A 17951-nucleotide genomic window follows, 5' to 3' on the forward strand; every position below is an offset into this window, starting at 1 on the left:
TGCTACGCTTGCGGACCAGGACCACGGCGGGTCAACGGACCTCATTAGAACCCTAATCCCGAGGGCGTAGCGGATTGAAAAATGTGGAAATTTGAAAATGTGGGAGATGTGAAAATGGCCTTTCCACTCGCCTGCCCTACTTTTAACCTAAAAATGTGGGAGCTGGAAGCATAAAGCGCGGCGTCTACCACATTTTACATTCTTCCATCTCCCACATTTGAAACGCTAGTCTTCGTCGAGGCGATACTTACTCAGGTCCATGCCGAAGTGCAGCCCCTTTTCCTCAACCAGGTTTTCCAGCTCAGTGAGGCTCTTCTTACCGAAGTTGCGGAACTTCATCATGTCGGCCATGTCGAGCTGTACCAACTCGCCCAGGGTCTTGATGTCGGCCGCTTTCAGGCAGTTGTAAGCCCGTACCGAAAGGTCCATCTCGCCGAGCGAAGTTTTCAGCACCTTGCGCATAGCGAGGGTTTCCTCATCAATCGGCTCAGCAGCTACCGGGCGGTTACCGCTCAGCTGCATCGTGCTGTCTGAAAACAGCATAAAGTGCTGAATCAGAATATTGGCGGCCCCTTTCAGCGCCTCCTCCGGATGAATCGAACCGTCGGTCTGAATTTCAATCAGCAACCGCTCGTAGTCAGTCTTCTGCTCTACGCGCGTGTTCTCGATGCTGTACTTCACGTTCTTGATAGGCGTGTAGATAGCATCAATGGCAATCTGACCAAAAACCTGGTCGGTGGGCTTGTTCTCGTCGGCGGGTACGTAGCCCCGGCCCCGCGCAATCGTCAGCTCAAACTCCAGCTCCTTGGCTGGGTCAAGGTTGCAGATAACCAGCTTCGGATTCAGAATCTGAAAGCCTACGGCAAACTTGCCAATGTCGCCAGCCGTAAAGCTGTCCTGACCGCTTACGCGCACCGTAATCTTGTCCTCAATGGCGTCGCTGATTTTCTTGAAGCGCACCTGTTTGAGGTTCAGGATGATTTCGGACATATCCTCAATCACCCCTTCAATCGTCGAGAATTCGTGCAGCACCGAAGTCGTGCGCACCGACGTAATGGCGAAGCCCTCCAGCGACGACAGCAGAATGCGCCGCAGCGCGTTCCCAATCGTGACGCCGTAGCCCTTCTCCAGAGGCTTGAATTCAAACGTTCCGGTGAAGTCGTCGGATTTCTCCATCACCACCTTCTCCGGCATCTGAAAAGCTAAGATTGACATATGTGGGGCGTTTAGTTATTTAAAAGTAAAGCAAGCCGAAGCTTGCTAAGTTCCCCAAAACCAACCTGTTGCCTAAAACAGGTTCCCCGCCCCCACCGGGGACGAGCCGGGGATGGGGTCAGCATAAGTGCGGCCCGAGCCGAGCCCGGGCCGCACCAAGTGCCTTTATTACTTCGAATACAGTTCGACGATGAGCTGCTCCGTAATTTTCTCCGGAATCAACTCACGCGACGGCATGTTGGTGAACGTGCCCACCATGTCCTTGCCGTCCCACTCCAGCCACGAGAACTGACGCGCATTGCGAACCGTCAGGCTGGTCGTGATAGCTTCGAGCGACTTCGACTTCTCCCGCACCCCAACCTGGTCGCCGGCGCGGAGCTTGTACGAAGGAATGTTTACTACTTCACCGTTCACGGTGATGTGCTTGTGCGACACCAGCTGACGAGCAGCGCGACGGGTGCTGGCGATACCAAGGCGGTACACCACATTGTCCAGCCGTGACTCCAGCAGGCCAAGCAGGTTTTCACCCGTGATGCCGGGCAGTACAGCCGCTTTGTGAAACAGATTTTCGAAGTATTTCTCCAGCACACCGTACAGGTACTTCACTTTCTGCTTCTCCATTAGCTGGACAGCATATTCCGACTGCTTCTTGCGGCGGCCACGGCCGTGCTGGCCGGGCGGATAGTTTTTCTTATTGAGCGCTTTGCTCGGGCCGAAAATCGGCTCCGAAAAGCGGCGGGCGATTTTGGCGGTAGGGCCAGTATAACGTGCCATGTGGGTTTACTAACAGAAATGAAAAATCAAACGCGGCGACGCTTGGGCGGGCGGCAGCCGTTGTGCGGCAGCGGCGTCACGTCGCGAATGGTCGTCACTTCAATGCCCACATTACCCAGGGCGCGAATAGCCGACTCACGGCCAGCGCCCGGGCCTTTCACGAAGATTTCGGCTTTGCGCATGCCCAGGTCATGAGCTACTTTGCCGCAATCCGTAGCTGCCATTTGGGCAGCGTAGGGAGTGTTTTTCTTCGAGCCCCGGAAACCCATTTTGCCTGCCGAAGCCCAGGAAATTACCTGACCATTGGAGTTGGTTACCGAGATAATGATGTTGTTAAAGGAGGCGCGGATGTGGACCTGGCCCACCTGCTCCACCACGACAAGCCGCTTTTTGGCTTTGTCTTTTCTTTTTTGTGCCATTTGGTTATCGCTGAAACACGGCAGGTGTTGAAATTTTAGTTATCAATTAGCAGTGAACAGCTAGCAGTTGAAGTCGCTCAGGCTGCTAACTGTTCACTGCTAATTGAAATTTCGATTGCCGCTATGAATTATTTCGTTGCTTTCTTCTTACCAGCAACAGTTTTGCGCTTGCCCTTCCGGGTACGCGAGTTGTTTTTGGTATGCTGGCCGCGCACCGGCAGGCCTTTGCGGTGACGCAGGCCACGATAGCAGCCAATGTCCATCAAACGCTTGATGTTGAGCTGAATCTCCGAACGCAATACGCCTTCGGTTTTGTGCCCAGCCGCGATGATGTTACGCACCTCGCTTGCTTCAGCTTCAGTCCAATCCTTCACTTTCTTGTTGACATCAATGCCAGCTTGAGTGAGGATTTTAACCGAGTTGCTCCGGCCAATGCCGAAAATGTAAGTCAGGGCGATTTCGCCGCGCTTGTTGTCCGGGATGTCTACCCCTGCGATACGAGCCATAGTGGTTGTTAGGTGTTTGCGGACCAGAAAGCCCGGCAGCGGCTTGGAAGGCGGCTGGATGAATAAAAGTTCAAACCAGCCAGTACCCAAGGCTCCGGGTTTCTGAAAATGATTTAGCCCTGACGCTGCTTGAAGCGGGGGTTCTTCTTGTTGATAACGTAGAGCTTGCCGTTGCGACGGATGATTTTGCAATCAACGCTACGTTTCTTCACCGAGGTTTTTACTTTCATGACCTTGAAAAGAACGAAAAAAATTACTTGTAACGATACTTTATACGACCCTTCGACAAGTCGTAGGGCGACATCTCCAGTTTTACCTTGTCGCCGGGCAGAATTTTAATATAGTGCATCCGCATCTTGCCCGAGATATGGGCAATCAGCTGGTGGCCATTTTCCAATTCCACGCGAAACATGGCGTTAGAAAGGGCTTCGAGGATGGTACCGTCCTGCTCGATGGAGGCTTGTTTTGCCATAAGGGCTACTGCAGTGCTTTTTCTATATATTCAAACGAAGTCAGAATCTCTGCCTTGTCTTTTCTAACAACAACCGTGTGCTCAAAGTGCGCAGCGGCTTTTTTATCACGGGTCCGGATAGTCCAGCCATCCTTTTCCTGTACCACATCCTTCTTGCCCAGCGTTACCATCGGCTCAATCGCCAGGGTCATTCCGGTTTGCAGCAGAGGCCCGGAACCACGCTTACCGTAGTTAGGGACTTCAGGCTTTTCATGAAGACTGGCACCTACCCCGTGCCCTACCAACTCGCGCACCACGCCGTACCCTTTCGGGGCAACATGGTTCTGAATGGCAAAGCTGATATCGCCAACGCGGTTACCAGCCACGGCCTGCTCAATGCCTTTGTACAGCGAAGCCTCTGTTTCCTTCAGCAGCTGCCGTACTTCCGGCGATACTTCCCCGATTGGGTAAGTATAGGCACTATCTGCGTGGTAGCCGTTGAGCAACACCCCGCAATCTACCGACAAAATATCACCACTTTTCAAGGGTTCATCGGTAGCAAACCCGTGTACCACTACTGCGTTTGGGCTCAGGCAGAGGCTATGCGGAAAACCGTATAAACCCTTGAACGAAGGAGTAGCTCCGTGGTCGCGAATGAACTCTTCGGCGCGGCGGTCCAACTCTCGCGTCGTAACTCCTTCCCGAACCAGCGTAGCTACTTCCCCATGCGCACGCGCCAGTAGCTGCCCGGCGGCGCGCATCAAGTCAATTTCTTCTTCTGTCTTATACTGAATATTGCCCGTCGCCATGGTTTCCGTTTACGAAGCCAATGCTACTGGTTCGGTAGCCCGGCCGCGCAGCTTGCCCGACTTCATCATTCCATCGTAATGTCGCATCAGCAGATAGCTTTCTATCTGGTTCAGCGTATCAAGTACTACCCCCACCATGATGATAAGGGAAGTACCGCCGTAGAACAGCGACAAGGGGCGAGTCACACCCAGCAACAGCGCCATGGTTGGGAAGATGGCAATCAACGCCAGGGCTACTGCTCCGGGCAACGTCACACGCGTCAGGATATCATCTATAAATTCGGAGGTATCGCGCCCCGGCTTCACACCCGGCACGAAACCGCCGCTCCGCTTCAGGTCATCCGCAATCTGGTTGGGGTTGACGCTAATTGCAGTATAAAAATAGGTAAATACAATAATCAATAAAGCGAATACCGTATTGTATACCCAGTGCTCAGGAGAAAAGTAGGCGGCTATGGTCGCTGCCAAATCACTATTCTTATCCCATGCGGAGGCGGCAATGCTAGGCACAAACATCAGCGACTGGGCAAAGATGATGGGCATTACACCTGCCGCATTGACTTTCAACGGTATAAACTGCCGCTGCGCATCAAGCTGCGTAGTACCGCCTACCTGCTTTGCATACTGCACCGGAATACGGCGAACAGCCTGCGTAAGTACGATAACGGCCATTACTACCAGGAACAGCACCACCAGCTCCAGCAGGAAAATCAGCGACTTGTTAATGCCTTTAGCAGCTGCTTCGCCAATAAGGGCACCGGGCAGGCGCGAAACAATTCCAATCATGATAATCATGGAAATACCGTTCCCGATGCCTTTATCGGTAATCTTCTCACCCAGCCACATACAAAACAGCGTGCCGGCTGTGATGATGAGCATCGTAGAGACAGTGAAGAAGGTGCCTGGATTAGTTATCGCCTCCGCATTGATAGTAGCCAGAAAACCCACTGACTGCGCCATCACAATCGGGATGGTCAGCAAGCGGGTATACTGGTTAATTTTCTTGCGGCCTGATTCGCCTTCCTTCTGGAGCTTCTGAAAGTAAGGTACTGCAATCGTGAGCAGCTGCAACACAATAGAAGCCGAAATGTAGGGCATAATGCCCAGCGCGAAGATGGAAGCGTGACTAAACGCCCCACCCAGCAGCGTATCCAGAATGCCGAATACCCCGCCGCTACCTGCCTTCAGGCGGGTTGGGTCAACACCAGGCAATACGACGTAACAGCCGAGCCGATAGATAGCAATGAAAAATAGCGTATTGAGGATTCGCGTACGCAAATCCTCAATCGCAAAAATGTTTTTTATCGTGTTGATAAACTTATTCATTGCTACTTTCTAACAATATAAGTTACAGCGTAACTACTTTGCCACCAGCCTTCTCGATAGCCTCTTGGGCAGTCTTTGAAAAAGCATGAGCGTGTACCTCCAAAGCAGCAGTCAGCTCACCGCGGCCCAGAATTTTGATTTTAGCATTCTTCGATACCAGCCCGGCCTCTACAAAGTAGGCTTGGTCCATCGAAGTTACAGTACCCTTTTCGAGCAAGCTTTGCAGCACGTCCAGGTTAATACCTTTGTACTCAACACGGTTGATGTTCGTGAAACCGAATTTCGGCACACGACGCTGCAGGGGCATCTGGCCGCCTTCGAAGCCCGACTTGCGCGAGTAGCCCGAGCGTGACTTAGCACCTTTGTGACCACGGGTAGCAGTACCACCACCGCCTGAGCCTTCACCGCGGCCAAGACGCTTGTTGTTGCGCGTCGAGCCAGCGGCGGGTTTTAGATTGGAAAGATTCATGACTGGGATAAACGCTTACAGTTCGGTTACTTCCAGCAGGTGCTTTACCGAAGCTACCATACCCAGGATGCTGGGATTGGCTTCGTGAGTAGCAGTGCTGTTCATTTTATTCAGGCCGAGGGCCTGCACAGTGCGCTTCTGACGCTCGGGGCGGTCGATGGCGCTGCGCACGAGCTTTACTTGAATCTGTGGCATGGTCAACTTAACCGTTAAATACGCGAGCGAGAGAAATGCCGCGCGCCTGAGCAATTTGCATCGGGTCGCGCATCTTGGCTAGGGCAGCAAAGGTAGCCTTTACTACGTTGTGGGGGTTCGACGAGCCTTTCGACTTGGCCAGTACGTCTTTGATACCAGCCGATTCGAACACGGCACGCATGGCACCGCCGGCGATTACGCCCGTACCAGCCGCAGCGGGCTGCACGAGTACAAAACCTCCACCGTAACGGCCCTCCATTACGTGGGGAACCGTATGCTTATAGAGCGGCACTTTCACTACGTTCTTGCGAGCGTCGTCAATGCCTTTGGCAATGGCATCGGTCACCTCGTTAGCTTTGCCCAGGCCGTAGCCCACGTTGCCCTTGCCGTCGCCTACCACTACGATAGCTGAGAAGCTGAAGCGACGACCACCTTTCACCACTTTGGCTACGCGGTTGATGGCTACTACTTTTTCTTTGAAATCCGAGTCGCCCTGAACCGAGCTATCGTTGCCGCGGCCACCGCGGTCGTTGCCGCGACGGTCATTGCCGCCCCGGTTGTTGCCACCGCGGTCGTTTCCTCCAGGAGCGCCACCACGGTTGTTATTGTTATACTCTGCCATGATGCCTTAGAAATTGAGGCCGCCTTCGCGGGCTCCTTCTGCCAATGATTTAATACGACCGTGATAGAGGTAACCCGAGCGGTCGAACACCACTTTCGTGATGCCAGCCTCCTGCGCCTTGGCGGCGATTTCGCGGCCTACGGCAGCGGCCAGCGCCACCCCGTTACCACCTTCGGCGGTTACCTTCTTCGACGAAGCGGCAGCCAGCGTGCGGCCGGCCGTGTCGTCGATAATCTGGGCGTAGATGCCCGTGTTAGAGCGGAACACCGACAGGCGCGGGCGCTCCGATGTGCCGGACACTTTCGTGCGGATGATGCGCTGAATGCGCTTCCGGCGAGTTGCTTTATCGAAAGCCATGATACTAGATTACTTTTTAGCGGCAGTCTTGCCGGCTTTACGACGAACGATTTCACCCACGAAGCGCACACCCTTGCCTTTGTAAGGCTCGACTTTCCGCAAGGAGCGAATTTTGGCGGCTACCTGACCGATAAGTTGCTTATCGATGCTGGTCAGGGTTACAATGGGGTTTTTACCTTTTTCGGTAACGGCCGTGGCCGATACTTCTTTGGGCAGCGCCAGGTACACGTTGTGCGAGTAGCCCAGCGACAGTTCCAGCGACTGGCCAGCCAGGGCGGCCTTGTAGCCTACACCTACCAGTTCGAGCTTATGCTCGAAGCCGGTGTTTACACCCGTAATCATGTTGTTGATGAGCGAGCGGTACAGGCCGTGCATGGCCTTGTGGCGCTTTTGCTCGGTCGGGCGGGTCACTACTACCTGCCCATCCTCCATAGCTACCGCGATGTCGCGGTCTACAGCTTGGGTCAGGGTGCCTTTCGGGCCTTTCACCGTTACGGTGTTCTCGTTGTCGACCGATACCTGCACGCCGGCGGGCAGTGCAATCGGTAGTTTGCCAATGCGGGACATATAGATACTAGGGCTTAGCAGGTTAGTACACGTAGCACAGCACCTCGCCGCCCACGTTCTCGTTTTTAGCCTCCTTCTCGGTCATTACCCCTTTCGAGGTAGACAGGATGGCGACGCCCAAACCGCTCAGTACGCGGGGCAGGTTCTCGACGTGCCGATACTGACGCAGACCGGGAGTGCTCACGCGCTCCAGCTTGGTGATAGCCGGGGCTTTCGTAGTGGGGTTATACTTCAGGGCGATTTTAATCACACCTTGGGCCGAAGTCTCATCAAAACGGTAGCTCTGAATGTAGCCCTTATGATAGAGCACTTTCGTGATTTCCTTTTTGATGTTGCTGGCCGGGATTTCCACTACCCGGTGGTTCGCCTTAATGGCGTTGCGCAACCGGGTGAGGTAATCGGCAATCGGGTCAGTATTCATTTAGTTAAAATAGGCCCTGGTTTTGGGACCGCAAAGATAAGAAAATTTCGACGCACTAGCTACTGCCGTACAACGAAATTTCAGTTAAGACTACTGGGCTCGGCTGTCGGGGCCGGCCCATGGTTTCTTTCGGCAACCTGCCAAATGAGTGGGCAAGCCCACGGTGTACCTTAAGCTTTTTCGGGGTGCAAAGGTAGCAGGAAGTGTGGCACTTATGCAAACTCTCAGCTGACTTTTATTCGTCACTATTCTTTTTAAGCCCAAAAGAAATTCCCAAGTTAAAGTCTGAAGACTTTAACTTGGGAATTTCTTTTGGGCAATTTTAGTAGATTACCAGCTCGACTTCGTCACGCCGGGAATCTTACCAGCCAGCGCCATTTCGCGGAAGCGAACTCGGCTGATGCCAAACTTACGCATGTAGCCTCGGGGGCGGCCGTCAATCATGTCGCGGTTGTGCAGGCGCACGGGCGACGCGTTGCGGGGCAGCTTGTCGAGGCCAGCGTAGTCGCCGGCGGCTTTCAGGGCCTTGCGCTTCTCAGCGTAGCGGGCTACCAGGGCAACGCGCTTGCGGGCCCGGGCTTTGATGGATTCTTTAGCCATTATTCAGCTTCCTTTTTAGCGTTGGCGAAGGGCATACCGAAAGCGCGGAGCAGCTCGTAGCTCTGCTCGTCGTTTTCGGCCGTCGTTACGAAGGTGATATCCATACCGGAGATGCCTTTGATTTTATCAATCGAAATCTCAGGGAAGATAATCTGCTCCTTCACGCCGAGGGTATAGTTACCCCGGCCATCGAAGCCCTTGTCGTTGATGCCTTTGAAGTCCCGCACGCGGGGCAAGGCTACCGTCAGCAGACGGTCCAGGAATTCATACATCCGCTCGCCGCGCAGCGTTACGCGCGCACCAATGGGCATACCTTCCCGGAGTTTGAAGTTAGAAACCGAGCGCTTTGCGATAGTTGGAACCGCTTTCTGACCCGTGATGGTCGTCAGCTCCTCTACGCCGTTATCAACCAGTTTCTTGTCAGCAACAGCGGCACCGATGCCCCGGTTGATGCAGATTTTGGTGATGCGCGGTACCTGCATGATGCTCTTGAACTGGAATTTCTCCTGGAGCGCGGGTACTACTTCTTTCTGATATTTATCTTTCAGTCGAGCCATTATCGTAACGAATTAAGCGTTGGCCGAATCAACCTTCTTCACGTTCGACACGTGCATGGGGCTCTCGATTTTGGTGATGCCACCCTGGGGATTCTTGGCACTCGGCTTGTTGTGCTTCGTTACCAGGTTCAGGCCTTCTACGATAACCCGCTGCGTAGAGCGGTTTACCGATTTGATGGTGCCGGTTTTGCCGCGCTCGTCGCCGGCAATAACCTTCACGAGGTCGCCGGATTTCACGTGCAGGTGCACGGCCGGGGCTTTTGCTTTGGTTGCCATTGGTTAGATTACTTCGGGGGCCAGCGATACGATTTTCATGAACTGCTTCTCGCGCAGCTCGCGGGCCACCGGCCCGAAGATGCGCGTGCCGCGGGGCTCGTCGTTGTTGTTGAGCAGTACGGCCGCGTTGTCGTCGAAGCGGATGTAAGAGCCGTCCTTGCGACGGATTTCTTTCTTCACGCGCACGATAACAGCCTTGCTAACAGTACCTTTCTTGGCATTACCCGAAGGAATTGCCGACTTGATAGCTACCACAATTTTATCACCAACCGTAGCATACTTCTTGCCCGTGCCACCCAGTACGCGGATGCAGAGCACTTCCTTGGCGCCGCTATTGTCGGCTACCGTGAGGCGGGATTCTTGCTGTATCATCGTTCAGGATTATTTAGCACGTTCAACAATTTCAACCAGGCGCCAGCGCTTGGTCTTGCTCAAGGGGCGGGTGCTCATGATGCGCACCAGGTCACCTTCACCGCACTCGTTTTTCTCGTCGTGGGCATGGAACTTGGTGGTCTTGCTCACGAACTTACCGTAAATCGGGTGCTGGTGCTTGGCTACTACCGCCACCGTGATGGACTTATCCATCTTGTTGCTGGTCACCTTACCCACGATTTCTTTCCGCATGTTGCGGTCCGAAGCAGCATCGTGAGCCGGCAACAGGTTTTCTTGAGTCGGTTCCATTACTAAGCTTGGTTAGAAGCCTGCTCATTGTTCCGACGCGAAAGCTCCGTTTGCAGGCGAGCAACGGTTTTGCGGTTGGCCTTCAGGCGGCCGGGGTTTTCGAGCGGGCTGATAGCGTGCGCGAAGCGCATCTGCTGGCCGTTGGTTTGCTCGGTTTTGATTTGCGTGCGCAGGTCGTCGAGCGACAGGGCGCGGATTTCTTCGTTTTTCATCGGATTAAGCAGCGTTCTCTACGTAGTCGCGACGAACTACAAATGAGGTACGAACCGGCAGCTTCTGAGCCGCCAGACGCAGCGACTCCTTCGCGGTTTCGAGGCTCACGCCATCCGATTCAAACATGATTTGGCCAGGCTTCACGCAGGCTACCCAATACTCGGGCGAACCTTTACCCTTACCCATCCGCACTTCAGCCGGCTTCTTGGTAATTGGCTTATCTGGGAAAATGCGAATCCATACTTGCCCTTCGCGTTTCATGGCACGGGTCATGGCAATACGAGCTGCCTCAATCTGGCGAGCCGTAATCCAAGAGATTTCCAGTGACTTAAGCGCGAACGAACCGAAGTCTATGGAGCTGCCGCGGTAGGCCAGGCCTGTTACGCGACCCTTTTGCATCTTGCGATACTTGGTCCTTTTCGGTTGTAACATTTGAGTAAAAAAAGAAAACTTGAAAAATATTAGCAGTGAACCGTACCCTGAACGAAACGATTCAGGATACGGCTCAGACTAGTTTACTGTAACCTAGCGACGGGGACCGCCACCCTGGCCGCCGCGGTTGCCACCGCCAGCAGGGCCACCACCCTGACCACCACGGGGGCCACCCTGACCACCACGGGGGCCACCGGCTGCGCCGTCACGACGCGGACCACGGTCGCCATCGCGACGCGGACCACGGTCGTTGCGGTCGCCATCGCGGCGCGGGCCACGGTCGCCACCACGGCCACCACGGTCATCACCACCTTGCTGACCAGCCGGAACCTGGTTGGGCGAGAGGTCGGGCTTGCCGAATACCTCACCGCGCATTACCCACACCTTAATGCCGATTTTGCCATATACCGTTTGGGCTTCCGACAGGGCATAGTCGATGTCGGCGCGCAGCGTGTGCAGCGGCGTACGACCTTCTTTGTACTGCTCCGAGCGAGCAATCTCAGCACCACCCAGGCGGCCACCACACTGAATTTTAATGCCTTCAGCACCAGCCCGCATAGCAGCCTGGATAGACATCTTCATGGCGCGACGGAACGAGATACGAGCAGCCAGCTGCTGCGCGATGCTCTCCCCTACCAGGCGAGCGTCCAGCTCGGGGCGCTTAATCTCGAAGATGTTGATTTGAACGTCCTTCTTGGTGATTTCCTTGAGTTCGTCCTTAATCTTATCAACCTCCTGGCCGCCTTTACCGATTACCACACCCGGACGAGCCGTGTTGATGGTGATGGTAATCCGCTTCAGGGTGCGCTCGATAACGATGCGCGAGATACCGCCCTTTTGAATACGGGCGTTGATGTACTTACGGATTTTCTCGTCCTCAACGAGTTTGTCGGCAAAATCCTTGCCGCCGTACCAGTTTGAGTCCCAGCCTTTAATAACGCCGAGTCGGAAACCGACGGGATTTACTTTCTGTCCCATGATAGATTAAGCGTTGGCAGGGGTTTCGTTGGCAGGCTTGTTGTTGTCGGGCGCAGCTACTGGTTGGTTACCGCTACGATTCAGCTTGTTGCGCTCTTTACGCGTCAGCTGCGATTCGAGGGGCGGCCCTACTACCAGGGTAACATGGTTGCTACGCTTGCGGATACGGTGACCGCGACCTTGGGGCGCAGGGCGCAGACGCTTCAGTTGCCGTCCTTCGTCGACCATGATTTCGGTCACGTAGAGGTCAGCATCTTCGATACGCTCGTCAGCATTCTTAGCCTGCCAGTTGGCTAGCGCCGACAAGAGAAGCTTTTCGATGCGCTCAGCACCCGAATTGGCTTCGAAGCGGAGCAGACCGAGGGCCTGGGTAACGCGCTTGCCGCGTACCAGATTGGCTACCAAGCGCATTTTGCGCGGCGAGGTAGGTACGTTGCGGAGTTTGGCTACTGCTTCCATCTTAACGCTTGCCTTTATCTTTTTTGGCGACGTGACCGCGGAAGTTGCGCGTGGGCGCAAACTCGCCGAGCTTGTGGCCCACCATGTTTTCAGTTACATAGACCGGGATGAACTTGTTCCCGTTGTGGACTGCGAAGGTGTGGCCTACGAAGTCGGGCGAAATCATCGAGCGCCGCGACCATGTTTTAACCACCGACTTCTTGCCAGCGCTTTCGAGCGCTTCTACCTTTTTCTCGAGCCGGAAGTCAATGTACGGCCCTTTTTTGAGTGAACGTGCCATATATTACTTCTTGCCTTTGCGGCTGACAATCAGGTTTTCAGAATACTTGTTCTTGTTGCGGGTCTTCTGACCCTTGGCGAAGATACCGTTACGGCTACGTGGGTGACCACCCGACGATTTACCTTCACCACCACCCATTGGGTGGTCAACAGGGTTCATGGCTACACCACGAACGCGGGGGCGACGACCAGCCCAACGGTTGCGACCGGCTTTGCCCATCACCACGTTCATATGGTCGCCGTTCGATACCGTACCAACCGTGGCCGTGCAGGTAACGAGTACCATGCGCATCTCGCCGGAGGGCAGCTTGAGGGTAGCGTAACGCTCTTCGCGGGCTACCAGCTGGGCATATGTGCCGGCTGAGCGGGCGATAGCGGCACCTTGGCCGGGCTGCAGCTCGATGTTGTGCACGATAGTACCGAGGGGCATCTCCCGAAGCGGCAACGCGTTGCCGAGGTCGGGAGCTACGCCAGGACCCGATACGATGGTCGCGTCTACGTTCAGGCCGGCGGGGGCGATAATGTAGCGCTTCTCGCCGTCGGCATAGTGCAGCAGGGCGATGCGCGCCGTGCGGTTGGGGTCGTACTCAATAGTCTTTACCGTGGCCGGAACACCGTTCTTGTCACGCTTAAAGTCTACGATACGATACTGGGTCTTATGTCCGCCGCCGATGTAGCGGTTCGACATTTTACCCGAAGAGTTACGGCCGCCGCTCTTTTTGAGCGAGGTCAGCAACGACTTCTCCGGCGTCGACGTCGTTAGCTCGTCGAAGGCCGGGGCCACGCGGAAGCGTTGGCCTGGCGTAGTTGGTCTGAGTTTTTTAAGTGCCATTACTAGCTAGTTGGGCTTTTGCGGCGAAGGCAATTAGATATTGCCGTAGAAATCGATGATGTCACCGTCCTTCAGGGTCACAACGGCTTTTTTGCCGTGGGCGCGACGACCCGAAACCTGGCCACCTTTGGTAGCCTTCGACTTGATTTTGCCAATCGTGCGCATCGTGTTGATGCCAGTCACGGTGACGCCATAAAGCTGCTCGATGTCTTTCTTAATCTGCACCTTGTTGGCCGTGCGTTCCACTTCGAATACGTAGCGGCCGGTTTCGGTGAGGCTGGTAGCCTTCTCGGTGATAATGGGGCGTTTCAGCGTGCTCATTATTCGGCGGAGTTAGAGGTGTACAATTGCTCCAGCGAACGCAGGCCATCCTCGCTGATGAGCAGCGTGTCGGTGTTCAACAGGTCGTGGGTGTTGAGACCTACAGCAGTTGAAATCTTCACTTTCTGCACGTTGCGAGCGCTGAGAAGCAGGTTTTTATCGGTAGCCTCACCGGTCACGTACAAGGTCTTGCGACCGTTGTTAAGCTTCAGGCCATCCAAAACGGCCACGAAGTCTTTCGTGCGGGGAGCGCTGAAAGCCAGGTTTTCAACCAGTGCCACTTTACCCTCGCGGGCCAGCACCGACAAAGCCGACAAACGCGCAACGCGCTTGGTTTTCTTGTTTAGCTTGAAGCTATAGTCGCGCGGGCGTGGACCAAACATGCGGCCACCACCTACAAACACACCCGACTTCATCGAACCAGCACGGGCACCGCCGGTACCTTTCTGCTTCTTAAGTTTTTTGGTGGTGCGGGCAATTTCGGCGCGCTCCTTCGATTTGTGCGTTCCCTGGCGCTGGTTGGCCAGGTACTGCTTCACGTCGAGGTACATGACGTGCTCGTTCAGCTCGTGGCCGAACACGGCGTCGGACAGCGTAACCTTGCGGCCGGTGTCTTCGCCTTTGCTATTGAATACGGACAGTTCCATCTCTAGTAAGCTTAGCAGGTTATTTCTCCAGAACCACGTAGCCGTTCTTGGCACCGGGCACCGAGCCACTCACCAGAATCAGGTTCTTATCAGCCACAATACGCATCACTTTCAGGTTCTGAATCTTGACGCGGTCGGTGCCCATGCGGCCACCCATGCGCATTCCCTTGAATACGCGCGAAGGCCACGAGCACGCACCGATAGAACCGGGGTGACGCAGACGGTTGTGCTGACCGTGGGTTTGACCACCCACACCCTGGAAGTTATAGCGCTTTACAACCCCTTGAAAGCCTTTACCTTTCGAGGTGCCTACTACGTCAACGAACTCACCTTCTTCGAACAGCGAGGTTTCAACCGTGCTGCCCAGGGTATACGTTGCGATGTCTTCCGTGCGGAACTCAACAAGGCGCTTTTTGGGGGTGGTACCGGCTTTCGCGAAGTGACCAGCCAGCGCCTTGGTAGTACGCTTGGCTTTTTTCTCGCCGTAGCCGAGCTGAACAGCATTATAGCCGTCAGTTTCGACAGTTTTAACCTGCGTCACTACGCACGGACCCGCTTCGATGAGCGTGCAGGGAATGTTCTTCCCGTCCGGAGTGAAGAGGCTTGTCATACCGATTTTTTTACCGATGATGCCAGGCATTCTGTGTGGATATTAAATGACACAAAAAGAAAAGGCCCGAGTGGCCTTTTCGCTAAGGGAGTGCAAAGGTAGTGGTTTTTGCTTAGAAAAACCAAGTTGGCTCATAAAATAATTTTCACTCAGGCTGTTAGCTACCGCAAGGCTGGCGATAAGCAGCACACAAAATGATAAATATATTAATCGTTATCTACTAAATTGTTTCGCTAACCGGGGCTAAGGCTACCAACATAAACAGGACCCCGACAATAACGCCAATATTGGTTTCCAGGGTGTATTCACTCAGAAAGGATAGTGATATTATACAATATATTGCCACCGCCTGAATGTTATGCTCCTTGAGTGCCCGCCAGAGCGGATAATAAAACCCGAGTAAAAAGAGCAGCAGGCCCAGCAATCCATAGGCGACTGCGTTATACAAAAACTGATTATGAGGCAGCGCATAGTTCTCAGCGCTTATTTCGGGGTAACGGTAGCTGTACTGCTGTGCCATTGCCCGGGGTAACGCTACTTTCCCTATGCCCAGTAGCGGGTGCTGCCGCCAGATAGATTGGGCTACTTCGTAGGAGTAGATACGGGAAGTAACCGAAAAATTATTGGCGGCGCTAGCCATATGGCGATGCTGCGTATCAAACACGGTGTTCCTAATCCGAATCTGGAGCGTCGGAAACAGCAAGAGGCAGGAGCCCCCAATGGCCCCGATAGCCAGCAGGCCCAGCACTGCCGGCTTCCAGCGACCCTGGTAAAAAAGCAGGCCGCCCAGGTAAGTAAAAATGGCGGCATATAAGGTAAGCAGCCCACTGCGCACCGCAAGTAGATGCTGAAACAGAAAGAGTAGCGTGATGCTGACAGCTACTGCGAACTTCAGGCTTCGGGCAACGCCTTGCGTAAACAGCATATCTATCCCAGCAACGATGGCAATGCTTATCAGTAAGCTGAAACGAATATGGTCTGGCTCAGTGGGCATTACCTGTGAGCGGAAATAAAGCGCGTCTATCTCTTTAAAGTGGTGCAGATAATGGATGGTAGCTCCCAGGGCGGAGAGTAGACAGCAGCTAATAAGTATAAGCCATACCTGCTGCTTTTGCGCTGTGCCCCAGCTTGGCAGCAACACGAAAGCGATAGGCAAAAGCAAAAAGGGCAGTTGCAGGAGCAGGTCTTTTTGAAAATCCTGATTGTCGATATTGCTGTGCAGCAGCCCGGCCAGCATATGCACTGTATAAACCACCACAAAGCTTAGCAGCTGGGGAGTATAGCTGCGCTGCGCTATTCCCCTGTGCTGCAAGGCATACCCTGTTGCGGTAAGCAGAAAGCCGGCTATTCCAATGCTAGGCAATACCAGCACCCAGCGCGTCAGGAACAAGCCGCCAATAATTACTCCTACCCAGCCTACACTCAGCTGTCGTACCCGGGACTCCGAAAAAAAACGCCGCATTCGATAAACAGTACATACCAATTAGGGGGTGCCTGCCAGTGCCCAGGCGAAACCAGTCAAATTTTGGCAGCAATGATAGTAGACAAAGGTAAGCAGCCTAAAAAAGTACACGTCGCTCTTGCGTAAGACTATTGGGCAGGCAACGCGCGTTGGGCAAAACGGCATCAATCAGGTGCTCTACTTATCCATCTTCGCATCCCTAAGCGCTATTTTTGCTCATGGCTTCTCCTAAAGCATCTGTTATTATTTCTGTTTATAACCGGTTCGACTTCCTGCAGCTGGTACTGGCCGGCCTCGAGACCCAGACAGAAAAAGACTTTGAAGTCATCATCTCCGACGATGGCTCCAACGAAGCCTTTGTTGCCCAACTTACCGCCCTTCGTCAAAGCTCTCCGTTAAAAATCACTCACAATTGGCACCCCGACGCGGGCTTTCTAAAAAACCGAATCCTCAACGCCTCCATTCGGCTGGCTCAAGGCCAGCAGCTACTCTTTTTGGATGGCGACTGCATTCCTCATCCTGCTTTTGTGGCCGAACACCTAGCCCACGGTGGCCTGGGCCGCTGCCTGGCCGGCCGGCGCATTGATATATCAGCGCGGCTCACAGTTCAGCTTACGCCTGAGCTGGTGCGGCAGGGCATCCTGCAAAGCCCGGCTATTATGCTGGGCCAGCTGGCTGATTTTTTGAGGCAGCGTACGTTCCACTTTATGAATGGCTTCTACGTAACGAATCCCTTGTTACGGCGCTATTTCAACCGCAAAGAGCGCGGCCTGCTAGGGGCCAACTTTTCGGTGATGAAGTCTGATTTTGAAGCCATTAATGGGTTCGACGAACGCTATACTGCTCCTACTTTCGGCGAGGATTCGGATATTGATTTTCGACTGCGGTTAAATGGAATAAAAATAGTCCCGGTCCTTAATATATCTGTTGCTTACCATTGCCATCACAAGCTCCTTCCCCGGCCCGAAATAAGCAAGGCGCTATACGAACAGGTAGTGCGCGACGGGGTTGCCTTTACGCCTTATGGCTTGATACAAAAATCGCCTTTTTAAGATATACCAGGAGCAAAAAAGCCCCATCAGTAACTACTGATAGGGCTTTTTTTGATACCTAAGCTCAGGCTCAGACTTTAATTTCAACGTCCACGCCGCTGGGCAGTTCCAGCTTCATGAGTGCATCTACCGTTTTGCTGCTGGTCGAGAAAATATCAACCAGCCGCTTGTAGGTGCAAAGCTGGAATTGCTCCCGGCTCTTCTTGTTTACGTGGGGTGAGCGAAGTACGGTGTACTTCTCCTTTTCCGTAGGCAACGGAATCGGGCCGCTTACGATAGCGCCGGTCGCTTTAACCGCTTTCACGATTTTCTCGGCCGACTTATCGACCAACGTGTGGTCGTAGCTTTTCAGCTTGATTCTGATTTTTTGATTCATGGTTGGGAGAGGCCGATTGCCTCAGGGTTAACAAGCTGAAAGAAA

At 53.9% G+C, this 17951-nt stretch carries 31 protein-coding genes; 1 reads left to right on the forward strand and 30 read right to left on the reverse strand.

Features of this window, described 5'->3' with window-relative positions; translation table 11 throughout:
• Positions 1 to 225: 225 nt before the first annotated feature.
• The 29 genes from F6X24_RS01510 to F6X24_RS01650 all read right to left on the reverse strand — a co-directional run bounded on the left by F6X24_RS01510 (position 226) and on the right by F6X24_RS01650 (position 16478).
• Positions 226 to 1215 (reverse strand): DNA-directed RNA polymerase subunit alpha, encoded by a 990-nt coding sequence (locus F6X24_RS01510; RefSeq protein ID WP_151086017.1) that lies wholly within the window; start codon positions 1213 to 1215, stop codon positions 226 to 228.
• 168 nt (positions 1216 to 1383) lie between these two features.
• On the reverse strand, positions 1384 to 1989 hold the full coding sequence (gene rpsD, locus F6X24_RS01515; protein ID WP_151086019.1) for a 30S ribosomal protein S4: 606 nt from the start codon (positions 1987 to 1989) through the stop codon (positions 1384 to 1386).
• A 26-nt stretch (positions 1990 to 2015) separates the two neighbouring features.
• Positions 2016 to 2408: a 30S ribosomal protein S11 gene (rpsK, locus tag F6X24_RS01520; RefSeq protein WP_068340513.1), complete on the reverse strand. Its 393-nt coding sequence runs from the start codon at positions 2406 to 2408 to the stop codon at positions 2016 to 2018.
• Between the two features lie 128 nt (positions 2409 to 2536).
• Positions 2537 to 2914, reverse strand: a complete 378-nt coding sequence (rpsM, locus tag F6X24_RS01525; RefSeq protein WP_151086021.1) for a 30S ribosomal protein S13 — start codon at positions 2912 to 2914, stop codon at positions 2537 to 2539.
• Between the two features lie 113 nt (positions 2915 to 3027).
• Positions 3028 to 3144 (reverse strand): 50S ribosomal protein L36, encoded by a 117-nt coding sequence (gene rpmJ / locus F6X24_RS01530; RefSeq protein WP_068340511.1) that lies wholly within the window; start codon positions 3142 to 3144, stop codon positions 3028 to 3030.
• A gap of 23 nt (positions 3145 to 3167) precedes the next feature.
• Positions 3168 to 3386: a translation initiation factor IF-1 gene (gene infA, locus F6X24_RS01535; RefSeq protein WP_035567874.1), complete on the reverse strand. Its 219-nt coding sequence runs from the start codon at positions 3384 to 3386 to the stop codon at positions 3168 to 3170.
• A gap of 5 nt (positions 3387 to 3391) precedes the next feature.
• A complete protein-coding gene (gene map / locus F6X24_RS01540; protein ID WP_151086022.1) occupies positions 3392 to 4174 on the reverse strand; it encodes a type I methionyl aminopeptidase in 783 nt (260 codons plus the stop codon).
• Positions 4175 to 4183: 9 nt separating this feature from the next.
• The gene (secY, locus tag F6X24_RS01545) at positions 4184 to 5500 is read right to left on the reverse strand and encodes a preprotein translocase subunit SecY (protein ID WP_151086024.1); all 1317 of its coding nucleotides are present in this window, start codon (positions 5498 to 5500) and stop codon (positions 4184 to 4186) included.
• A gap of 22 nt (positions 5501 to 5522) precedes the next feature.
• Complete coding sequence (gene rplO, locus F6X24_RS01550; RefSeq protein ID WP_151086026.1) at positions 5523 to 5969, reverse strand: 50S ribosomal protein L15; 447 nt, start codon at positions 5967 to 5969, stop codon at positions 5523 to 5525.
• 15 nt (positions 5970 to 5984) lie between these two features.
• Positions 5985 to 6164, reverse strand: a complete 180-nt coding sequence (rpmD, locus tag F6X24_RS01555) for a 50S ribosomal protein L30 (protein ID WP_151086028.1) — start codon at positions 6162 to 6164, stop codon at positions 5985 to 5987.
• 7 nt (positions 6165 to 6171) lie between these two features.
• Positions 6172 to 6786 (reverse strand): 30S ribosomal protein S5, encoded by a 615-nt coding sequence (gene rpsE / locus F6X24_RS01560; RefSeq protein ID WP_133656913.1) that lies wholly within the window; start codon positions 6784 to 6786, stop codon positions 6172 to 6174.
• Positions 6787 to 6792: 6 nt separating this feature from the next.
• Positions 6793 to 7143 carry a 50S ribosomal protein L18 gene (rplR, locus tag F6X24_RS01565; RefSeq protein ID WP_151086030.1) on the reverse strand — a complete coding sequence of 117 codons (351 nt, stop codon included), beginning with the start codon at positions 7141 to 7143 and terminating at the stop codon, positions 6793 to 6795.
• 9 nt (positions 7144 to 7152) lie between these two features.
• Positions 7153 to 7710, reverse strand: coding sequence for a 50S ribosomal protein L6 (gene rplF, locus F6X24_RS01570; protein WP_151086031.1), 558 nt, complete (start codon positions 7708 to 7710; stop codon positions 7153 to 7155).
• Positions 7711 to 7732: 22 nt separating this feature from the next.
• Entirely contained in the window at positions 7733 to 8131 is a 399-nt protein-coding gene (gene rpsH / locus F6X24_RS01575; RefSeq protein WP_151086033.1) for a 30S ribosomal protein S8, read from the reverse strand.
• Positions 8132 to 8461: 330 nt separating this feature from the next.
• Entirely contained in the window at positions 8462 to 8731 is a 270-nt protein-coding gene (gene rpsN / locus F6X24_RS01580; protein ID WP_144846881.1) for a 30S ribosomal protein S14, read from the reverse strand.
• Positions 8731 to 9288: a 50S ribosomal protein L5 gene (gene rplE, locus F6X24_RS01585; protein ID WP_133656908.1), complete on the reverse strand. Its 558-nt coding sequence runs from the start codon at positions 9286 to 9288 to the stop codon at positions 8731 to 8733. Before rplE ends, rpsN begins: the two co-directional genes overlap by 1 nt.
• Before the next feature lie 12 nt (positions 9289 to 9300).
• On the reverse strand, positions 9301 to 9564 hold the full coding sequence (gene rplX, locus F6X24_RS01590; protein WP_151086035.1) for a 50S ribosomal protein L24: 264 nt from the start codon (positions 9562 to 9564) through the stop codon (positions 9301 to 9303).
• Positions 9565 to 9567: 3 nt separating this feature from the next.
• On the reverse strand, positions 9568 to 9936 hold the full coding sequence (gene rplN, locus F6X24_RS01595) for a 50S ribosomal protein L14 (protein WP_068340463.1): 369 nt from the start codon (positions 9934 to 9936) through the stop codon (positions 9568 to 9570).
• A gap of 9 nt (positions 9937 to 9945) precedes the next feature.
• Entirely contained in the window at positions 9946 to 10245 is a 300-nt protein-coding gene (gene rpsQ, locus F6X24_RS01600) for a 30S ribosomal protein S17 (RefSeq protein WP_151086037.1), read from the reverse strand.
• A gap of 2 nt (positions 10246 to 10247) precedes the next feature.
• Positions 10248 to 10457 carry a 50S ribosomal protein L29 gene (rpmC, locus tag F6X24_RS01605; protein WP_151086038.1) on the reverse strand — a complete coding sequence of 70 codons (210 nt, stop codon included), beginning with the start codon at positions 10455 to 10457 and terminating at the stop codon, positions 10248 to 10250.
• A 4-nt stretch (positions 10458 to 10461) separates the two neighbouring features.
• Positions 10462 to 10890 carry a 50S ribosomal protein L16 gene (rplP, locus tag F6X24_RS01610; protein WP_068340453.1) on the reverse strand — a complete coding sequence of 143 codons (429 nt, stop codon included), beginning with the start codon at positions 10888 to 10890 and terminating at the stop codon, positions 10462 to 10464.
• A 93-nt stretch (positions 10891 to 10983) separates the two neighbouring features.
• Positions 10984 to 11868 (reverse strand): 30S ribosomal protein S3, encoded by an 885-nt coding sequence (gene rpsC, locus F6X24_RS01615; protein ID WP_151086040.1) that lies wholly within the window; start codon positions 11866 to 11868, stop codon positions 10984 to 10986.
• 6 nt (positions 11869 to 11874) lie between these two features.
• Positions 11875 to 12327, reverse strand: a complete 453-nt coding sequence (gene rplV, locus F6X24_RS01620; protein WP_151086041.1) for a 50S ribosomal protein L22 — start codon at positions 12325 to 12327, stop codon at positions 11875 to 11877.
• A 1-nt stretch (position 12328) separates the two neighbouring features.
• Positions 12329 to 12607 (reverse strand): 30S ribosomal protein S19, encoded by a 279-nt coding sequence (rpsS, locus tag F6X24_RS01625; protein ID WP_068340444.1) that lies wholly within the window; start codon positions 12605 to 12607, stop codon positions 12329 to 12331.
• 3 nt (positions 12608 to 12610) lie between these two features.
• On the reverse strand, positions 12611 to 13438 hold the full coding sequence (gene rplB, locus F6X24_RS01630; protein WP_151086043.1) for a 50S ribosomal protein L2: 828 nt from the start codon (positions 13436 to 13438) through the stop codon (positions 12611 to 12613).
• A gap of 33 nt (positions 13439 to 13471) precedes the next feature.
• On the reverse strand, positions 13472 to 13759 hold the full coding sequence (rplW, locus tag F6X24_RS01635; RefSeq protein ID WP_068340438.1) for a 50S ribosomal protein L23: 288 nt from the start codon (positions 13757 to 13759) through the stop codon (positions 13472 to 13474).
• Positions 13759 to 14406, reverse strand: a complete 648-nt coding sequence (rplD, locus tag F6X24_RS01640; RefSeq protein WP_151086045.1) for a 50S ribosomal protein L4 — start codon at positions 14404 to 14406, stop codon at positions 13759 to 13761. Before rplD ends, rplW begins: the two co-directional genes overlap by 1 nt.
• 19 nt (positions 14407 to 14425) lie before the next feature.
• Positions 14426 to 15046, reverse strand: coding sequence for a 50S ribosomal protein L3 (gene rplC / locus F6X24_RS01645; protein WP_151086047.1), 621 nt, complete (start codon positions 15044 to 15046; stop codon positions 14426 to 14428).
• Positions 15047 to 15236: 190 nt separating this feature from the next.
• Positions 15237 to 16478 (reverse strand): O-antigen ligase family protein, encoded by a 1242-nt coding sequence (locus tag F6X24_RS01650; RefSeq protein WP_151086048.1) that lies wholly within the window; start codon positions 16476 to 16478, stop codon positions 15237 to 15239.
• 218 nt (positions 16479 to 16696) lie between these two features.
• Between F6X24_RS01650 and F6X24_RS01655 the strand changes: the two genes are divergently transcribed.
• The gene (locus tag F6X24_RS01655) at positions 16697 to 17530 is read left to right on the forward strand and encodes a glycosyltransferase (protein ID WP_151086050.1); all 834 of its coding nucleotides are present in this window, start codon (positions 16697 to 16699) and stop codon (positions 17528 to 17530) included.
• A 70-nt stretch (positions 17531 to 17600) separates the two neighbouring features.
• Here the strand turns inward: F6X24_RS01655 and rpsJ are convergent, their stop codons facing one another.
• Entirely contained in the window at positions 17601 to 17906 is a 306-nt protein-coding gene (gene rpsJ, locus F6X24_RS01660) for a 30S ribosomal protein S10 (protein ID WP_151086051.1), read from the reverse strand.
• Positions 17907 to 17951 lie beyond the last annotated feature (45 nt).

Source organism: Hymenobacter baengnokdamensis, assembly GCF_008728635.1.
Lineage (GTDB): Bacteria > Bacteroidota > Bacteroidia > Cytophagales > Hymenobacteraceae > Hymenobacter > Hymenobacter baengnokdamensis.

Coding starts and splice junctions, on each gene's coding strand:
- rpsE (WP_133656913.1), bottom strand. CDS start 6,786: ATGGCAGAGTATAACAATAACAACCGTGGTGGCGCTCCTGGAGGAAAC.
- rpmJ (WP_068340511.1), bottom strand. CDS start 3,144: ATGAAAGTAAAAACCTCGGTGAAGAAACGTAGCGTTGATTGCAAAATC.
- rplV (WP_151086041.1), bottom strand. CDS start 12,327: ATGGAAGCAGTAGCCAAACTCCGCAACGTACCTACCTCGCCGCGCAAA.
- rplC (WP_151086047.1), bottom strand. CDS start 15,046: ATGCCTGGCATCATCGGTAAAAAAATCGGTATGACAAGCCTCTTCACT.
- rplR (WP_151086030.1), bottom strand. CDS start 7,143: ATGGCTTTCGATAAAGCAACTCGCCGGAAGCGCATTCAGCGCATCATC.
- F6X24_RS01510 (WP_151086017.1), bottom strand. CDS start 1,215: ATGTCAATCTTAGCTTTTCAGATGCCGGAGAAGGTGGTGATGGAGAAA.
- rpmC (WP_151086038.1), bottom strand. CDS start 10,457: ATGAAAAACGAAGAAATCCGCGCCCTGTCGCTCGACGACCTGCGCACG.
- rplO (WP_151086026.1), bottom strand. CDS start 5,969: ATGAATCTTTCCAATCTAAAACCCGCCGCTGGCTCGACGCGCAACAAC.
- rplP (WP_068340453.1), bottom strand. CDS start 10,890: ATGTTACAACCGAAAAGGACCAAGTATCGCAAGATGCAAAAGGGTCGC.
- rplB (WP_151086043.1), bottom strand. CDS start 13,438: ATGGCACTTAAAAAACTCAGACCAACTACGCCAGGCCAACGCTTCCGC.
- secY (WP_151086024.1), bottom strand. CDS start 5,500: ATGAATAAGTTTATCAACACGATAAAAAACATTTTTGCGATTGAGGAT.
- rpsH (WP_151086033.1), bottom strand. CDS start 8,131: ATGAATACTGACCCGATTGCCGATTACCTCACCCGGTTGCGCAACGCC.
- rplN (WP_068340463.1), bottom strand. CDS start 9,936: ATGATACAGCAAGAATCCCGCCTCACGGTAGCCGACAATAGCGGCGCC.
- rpmD (WP_151086028.1), bottom strand. CDS start 6,164: ATGCCACAGATTCAAGTAAAGCTCGTGCGCAGCGCCATCGACCGCCCC.
- rplX (WP_151086035.1), bottom strand. CDS start 9,564: ATGGCAACCAAAGCAAAAGCCCCGGCCGTGCACCTGCACGTGAAATCC.
- rpsS (WP_068340444.1), bottom strand. CDS start 12,607: ATGGCACGTTCACTCAAAAAAGGGCCGTACATTGACTTCCGGCTCGAG.
- F6X24_RS01650 (WP_151086048.1), bottom strand. CDS start 16,478: ATGCGGCGTTTTTTTTCGGAGTCCCGGGTACGACAGCTGAGTGTAGGC.
- rpsD (WP_151086019.1), bottom strand. CDS start 1,989: ATGGCACGTTATACTGGCCCTACCGCCAAAATCGCCCGCCGCTTTTCG.
- rplE (WP_133656908.1), bottom strand. CDS start 9,288: ATGGCTCGACTGAAAGATAAATATCAGAAAGAAGTAGTACCCGCGCTC.
- map (WP_151086022.1), bottom strand. CDS start 4,174: ATGGCGACGGGCAATATTCAGTATAAGACAGAAGAAGAAATTGACTTG.
- rpsM (WP_151086021.1), bottom strand. CDS start 2,914: ATGGCTCGTATCGCAGGGGTAGACATCCCGGACAACAAGCGCGGCGAA.
- rpsJ (WP_151086051.1), bottom strand. CDS start 17,906: ATGAATCAAAAAATCAGAATCAAGCTGAAAAGCTACGACCACACGTTG.
- rpsN (WP_144846881.1), bottom strand. CDS start 8,731: ATGGCTAAAGAATCCATCAAAGCCCGGGCCCGCAAGCGCGTTGCCCTG.
- rpsK (WP_068340513.1), bottom strand. CDS start 2,408: ATGGCACAAAAAAGAAAAGACAAAGCCAAAAAGCGGCTTGTCGTGGTG.
- rplW (WP_068340438.1), bottom strand. CDS start 13,759: ATGAGCACGCTGAAACGCCCCATTATCACCGAGAAGGCTACCAGCCTC.
- rpsQ (WP_151086037.1), bottom strand. CDS start 10,245: ATGGAACCGACTCAAGAAAACCTGTTGCCGGCTCACGATGCTGCTTCG.
- infA (WP_035567874.1), bottom strand. CDS start 3,386: ATGGCAAAACAAGCCTCCATCGAGCAGGACGGTACCATCCTCGAAGCC.
- rplD (WP_151086045.1), bottom strand. CDS start 14,406: ATGGAACTGTCCGTATTCAATAGCAAAGGCGAAGACACCGGCCGCAAG.
- rplF (WP_151086031.1), bottom strand. CDS start 7,710: ATGTCCCGCATTGGCAAACTACCGATTGCACTGCCCGCCGGCGTGCAG.
- rpsC (WP_151086040.1), bottom strand. CDS start 11,868: ATGGGACAGAAAGTAAATCCCGTCGGTTTCCGACTCGGCGTTATTAAA.
- F6X24_RS01655 (WP_151086050.1), top strand. CDS start 16,697: ATGGCTTCTCCTAAAGCATCTGTTATTATTTCTGTTTATAACCGGTTC.